Consider the following 3,125-nt stretch of genomic DNA (forward strand, 5'->3'; position numbering starts at 1 on the left):
GCCCGCTCCGCCTCGAACGTCCAGGGCGGTTCGCGCCCGACACGAGAATCGAGCTGGGGATGGCACGCATGGCACGGAGCGGTACGGCAAGGGTGCCGGCTCCGTCGCCGGGGTCCGGCCCTGCCGTACGGGCGAAGCGGACGGCCGATCCGGCCGCCCGCATCAGCGAGCCGTTGCCCGCCGCGCGGCCCTCCACCTGGAAGTGGAGTGCGGCGGCCAGGTCCCAGGGGTCGCCGCCGAGCAGAACGGTCTCCGTCTGGATGCCGATGTCCTTGGGATCGGCGCCGGCCCACCGGCGGAACCGGTCGAAGATGTCGGGGAGGTCGAGCCCGTCCCGCTCCAGCAGGGACTCGGCGACGAGCACGGCCATCTGCGTGTCGTCGGTCGCCTCGCCCGGGTCCCAGCCGCCGCCCCCGCACATCGTGCCGGTGCCGTCGGGGAAGCGGGCCGACCAGACTCCGGCCGGCCCGAACTCGAACGGGGCTCCCAGTGCGTCCCCGACCGCCGAGCCGACGACGGTGCCCACCACCCGGTCCTGCCTGTCCCCCCGCCCCATGGGAGGCACCCTACGGCCCGCGCGTCTGTCGACACCGTCAGTCCCGGAAACCCGCCTTTCCTCGTCCCGTGGTGGCCGTCGTCCCGGCTCTGCCGCCTGTCGATCCGCCGCTCTTCATCGAGGCGGCCGCGCAGATCAGCCCCAGGACCACGGCGAGTCCGCCGATGATGACGTTGTTCAGGATGACGCCGAGATCGGGGCTGCTGCCCACGATCCACGGTGCGACGATCATCCAGGCGCCCATCGCGCAGATCGCCCAGCTCAGGCCGTACATCCGGGACGGCGAGGCGGTGATGCCGAGTCCCAGTACGGCGAGGGCGATACCGATGATCAGGTTGTGCTGCACCAGCGCGGGCTGGCTCGACGTGAAGTGGAGCACCCAGGGCGACACCGCGCAGTACAGACCGAGGAGGAACACCGGCGCGTCCACGAGGGCGACGTCGCGGCCCCCGAGCGTGCGGTTGTACCGCTCGCGCATCTCCGGGATGTCCGGGTGGTCCGCCATGTCGGCATGCGCGTCCGCACGGGTGTCGGCACGGGTGTGTGAGAGGTCGGACATGAGTCGTCTCCTTTACGGTCCCGTGGGCCCGCCCGCCGCCGGCCTGATCCGGAGCGTGAGCCCGGGGCGCGAGCGGTACCTCTTTCCCCATGGTGCGCTTATCCCTCATTTACGCGCCGGGGCCACAGGTGGCTGACTGCGTAAAGCACGGCGCGTTTCCCGGGGCGGCCAACAGGGCCCGCGCGAAAGGGGTTTGCCGGGTGGCGGCACGATGCCCGGCAAACCCCTCATGGTGATCCGGCCCTCATCGGGGCCCGCCGGTTACTGGGGCGGCATGAGGACCGAGTCGACGATGTAGACCGTGGCGTTGGCCGTCCGGACGTTGCCGCAGACGACCTTCGCGCTGTCGTTGACGGTGTACGTCATGTCCGAGCCCGACGTCGTCAGCTTGCTCTTCTCCAGGGTGTCGAAGGAGCCGTTCGACAGCTGCTTCGGGGCGATCTTCTGGCCGACCACGTGGTAGGTGAGGACCTTGGTCAGCTCCTCCTTGTTCGCGAGCAGCTTCTCCAGGTCGGCCTTGGGGACCTTGGCGAACGCCTCGTTGGTCGGCGCGAAGACCGTGATGTTCTCGGCGCTGTTCAGCGTGTCGACCAGCCCGGCGGCCTTGACCGCGGTGACCAGGGTGGCAAGGTCCGGGTTGTTCGAGGCGGCGGTGGCGACCGGGTCCTGCGCCATGCCGTCGAAGGAGCCCGCGCCGTTCTTCGGTACGGAGGAACAGGCCGGGCCGAAGGGCTCGTCGGCGGGAGTGGCGGCACTCGCCGACGCACTGGCCGAGGACGCCTTGTCGGCCCCGGCGCCGGCGGCGGTGTCCTTGGTGTCGGAGGAGGAGCAGGACGTCAGGGCCAGCGGCAGTACGGCGGCGGCCGAGACGGCGACGGCGAGACGACGGAGGTGCAGGGCGTTCATGGAGTTCTCCTGGTTCGGATGGTGGTGCCTGCCCGGGCGGTCGAGCGGCCCGGGCGGTTCGGTCGTGGAACGGGAAAGTGCGGGCTTCGAGGTGGTGAGAGGGGCTCAGGACACGTCGACCACCACCGAATGCCAGCCGGTCGCGCCGTCGGGGACGGTCCCGACGCGGTGGGAGGTCTGGGTGGCGCCGGTGCCGTCGGTCGCGCGGACTTCGAGGGTGTGGTGGCCGGAGGTGGCCGGCCACTCCCACACCCACTGGCGCCAGGTGTCCCGGCCGTCCGCCGCGCCCAGCCGCGCGGTGTGCCAGTCGCCGCCGTCCACCCGGACCTCGACCCGGGAGATGCCCCGGTGCTGGGCCCAGGCGACACCGCCGACCGGCACGGTGCCGGCCTTCGGCGAGGCGAAGGGGCGCGGGGTGTCGATCCGCGACTCCGTCTTGATGGGCGCCCGCCGGGCCCAGTCGCGCTTGACCCAGTAGGCGTCGTACGCGTCGAAGGTGGTCAGCTCGATGTCCTCGATCCATTTGCAGGCCGAGACGTAGCCGTAGAGACCGGGGACGAGCATCCGCACCGGGAAGCCGTGCTCGAACGGCAGCGGCTCGCCGTTCATGCCGAGGGCGAGCATCGCGTCGCGGCCGTCCATGACGGTTTCGACGGGCGTGCCGATGGTCATTCCGTCGACCGAGCGCGAGACGAGCTGGTCGGCCGGACCGCCCTTCGACGGGGGCTTCACCCCGGCCTCGCGCAGCAGGTCCGCCAGGCGTACCCCGATCCACCGGGCGTTGCCGATGTACGGTCCGCCGACCTCGTTGGACACGCAGGCCAGGGTGATGTCCCGTTCGACGGTCGGACGGGACAGCAGGTCCTGATAGCCGAGGGTCAGCGGGCGGGTGACGCCCTTGCCGTGGATGTGCAGCCGCCAGCGGCCGGCGTCCACGCGGGGCACCACCAGCGCGGTGTCGACGCGGTAGAAGCTCTTGTTCGGGGTGACGAACGAGCTGATCCCGCGACTCCGAGAGGCTGGGGCCGGGAGTGGGGGTCGCTGCGGTCGGCTTCGTCTCCTTGGCGGTCTCCTTGTCGGAGGCCGTCGTGGAGGTCTTGTCGG

General features: G+C 71.2%; 4 protein-coding genes. All 4 read right to left on the bottom strand.

Annotated elements, in window-relative coordinates; genetic code table 11:
- Positions 1-556: ADP-ribosylglycohydrolase family protein (locus ACWD3D_RS35195; protein WP_451464750.1), on the bottom strand; the 556-nt coding region annotated here is incomplete at its 3' end.
- A 37-nt stretch (positions 557-593) separates the two neighbouring features.
- Positions 594-1,115 (bottom strand): SPW repeat protein, encoded by a 522-nt coding sequence (locus ACWD3D_RS35200; protein ID WP_451464751.1) that lies wholly within the window; start codon positions 1,113-1,115, stop codon positions 594-596.
- Positions 1,116-1,376: 261 nt separating this feature from the next.
- Complete coding sequence (locus tag ACWD3D_RS35205) at positions 1,377-2,021, bottom strand: fasciclin domain-containing protein (protein WP_451464752.1); 645 nt, start codon at positions 2,019-2,021, stop codon at positions 1,377-1,379.
- Between the two features lie 105 nt (positions 2,022-2,126).
- Positions 2,127-3,125 (bottom strand): molybdopterin-dependent oxidoreductase (locus tag ACWD3D_RS35210; protein WP_451464753.1); only part of this gene is annotated, 999 nt, incomplete at its 5' end.

Source organism: Streptomyces sp. NPDC002690 (assembly GCF_053592415.1).

Coding starts and splice junctions, on each gene's coding strand:
- ACWD3D_RS35200 (WP_451464751.1), bottom strand. CDS start 1,115: ATGTCCGACCTCTCACACACCCGTGCCGACACCCGTGCGGACGCGCAT.
- ACWD3D_RS35205 (WP_451464752.1), bottom strand. CDS start 2,021: ATGAACGCCCTGCACCTCCGTCGTCTCGCCGTCGCCGTCTCGGCCGCC.